Raw genomic sequence first — 1,951 nt, forward strand, 5'->3', positions numbered from 1 at the left:
AAGACCTACACCCTGACCACCTCCTCCGGCGTCCTGGGGATCACCTATCTCGCCCACAAGGCAGAGACCCTAGTCACCAACGCCGGCCTGCAGATCACCCCCGGCAAGACCGAGTCGGTGAACAACAAGACGCCACGAACCTCGGTCGCGCGTTCCGGCGCGAATCGACGTGACGTCGACCGCCGTCGCATACGAGGATGAGTGCATGTCAGACATCAAGAACCCGCTGCCCCGCGAGGTCGCCGACACCTACGTCGACGACCTCATCGCCCTCGACCCGGTCACCGGTACGTACCTCGGCGTGAAGGAGAGTTCGAGCAGGCTTCCGGACACCTCGCCGGCGGGCCAGGACGCCCTGGCGGAGCTGGCGCGGACGACGCTGGCCCGGCTCGACGAGGCGGAGAAGCGGCCGGGCGCGGACAGTGACATCGAGCGGCGCTGCGGGCGGCTGCTGCGCGAGCGGCTCACCGCCGAACTCGCCGTGCACGAGGCCGGTGAGAGCCTGCGCGCCGTCGGCAACATGCACACGGCCGCGCACTCGGTGCGCGAGGTGTTCACCGTGACGCCGACGGAGACGGACGAGGACTGGACGGCGGTCGCGGAGCGGCTGCGCGCGGTCCCGGCCGCCCTGCTGGGCTACCGGGAGAGCCTGACCCTGGGCCTGGAGCGCGAGCTGTACGCCGGCCCGCGCCCCACCGCCACCTTCATCGGGCAGCTCGGTGAGTGGGCCGACCTGGACGGCAAGGGCGTCGGCTGGTTCGCGGACTTCGCGTCGGCCGGCCCCGAGGCGCTGCGCACCGAGCTGGACGAGGCGGCCCGGGGCGCGGACGCGGCTGTCGTCGAGCTGCGGGACTGGATGCGGGAGGTGTACGCGCCGGCTGTCGAGGGCGCGCCGAACACGGTGGGCCGTGAGCGGTACGCGCACTGGTCGCGCTACTGGAACGGCACGGATCTGGACCTGGACGAGGCGTACGCGTACGGCTGGGCCGAGTACCACCGCCTCCTCGGTGAGATGAAGCGGGAGGCCGAGAACGTTCTGCCCGGCGCCGGGACACCGTGGGTGGCGCTGGCCCATCTCGACGAGCACGGCAAGCACATCGAGGGCGTCGACGAGGTCCGCGAGTGGCTCCAGGGCCTGATGGACCAGGCGATCGAGGCGCTGGACGGCACGCACTTCGAGCTCGCCGAGCGGGTGAAGAAGGTGGAGTCCCGCATCGCACCCCCCGGCAGTGCGGCGGCGCCGTACTACATGGCCCCGTCGGAGGACTTCTCGCGTCCGGGCACCACCTGGCTGCCGACGATGGGCCAGACCCGCTTCCCCGTGTACGACCTGGTGTCGACCTGGTACCACGAGGGCGTCCCCGGCCACCATCTCCAGCTCGCGCAGTGGGTGCACGTCGCCGAGAACCTCTCCCGCTACCAGGCCACGGTCGGCGGTGTCAGCGCCAACTGCGAGGGCTGGGCGCTGTACGCGGAGCGTCTCATGGACGAGCTGGGCTATCTCACGGACGCCGAGCAGCGCCTCGGCTACCTCGACGCGCAGATGATGCGGGCCGCCCGGGTCATCGTCGACATCGGTATGCACCTGGAGCTGGAGATCCCGGCGGACTCGCCGTTCCACCCCGGTGAGCGCTGGACGCCGGAACTGGCGCAGGAGTTCTTCGGCGCCCACAGCAGCCGTCCCGCGGACTTCGTGGAGAGCGAGCTGACGCGCTATCTGACCATCCCCGGGCAGGCGATCGGCTACAAGCTGGGCGAACGGGCATGGCTGCTGGGCCGGGAGAACGCCCAGCGCCGCCACGGCGACGCCTTCGACGCGAAGGCCTGGCACATGGCCGCGCTGTCGCAGGGCTCACTGGGACTGGACGACCTGGTGGACGAGCTGTCCCGGCTGTGACCCGACCCGCCGAGAGTAACTCGGCGGTGGCATAAAGGAGTTGAGGGTTCGGGG

The 1,951-nt window shown here is 70.7% G+C and carries 1 protein-coding gene and 1 pseudogene; both read left to right on the top strand.

Annotated features, from left to right (window positions below):
- Window positions 1–201: pseudogene (locus tag STRTUCAR8_RS10315) on the top strand (hypothetical protein); the annotation flags it as partial.
- 4 nt (window positions 202–205) lie between these two features.
- Entirely contained in the window at window positions 206–1,897 is a 1,692-nt protein-coding gene (locus STRTUCAR8_RS10320; protein WP_006375554.1) for a DUF885 domain-containing protein, read from the top strand.
- The last annotated feature ends 54 nt before the right edge of the window (window positions 1,898–1,951 follow it).

The organism is Streptomyces turgidiscabies Car8, from assembly GCF_000331005.1.
GTDB lineage: Bacteria > Actinomycetota > Actinomycetes > Streptomycetales > Streptomycetaceae > Streptomyces > Streptomyces turgidiscabies.

Excerpts from the sequence above, each read along its gene's own strand:
- STRTUCAR8_RS10320 (WP_006375554.1), top strand. The coding sequence starts at position 206 with ATGTCAGACATCAAGAACCCGCTGCCCCGCGAGGTCGCCGACACCTAC.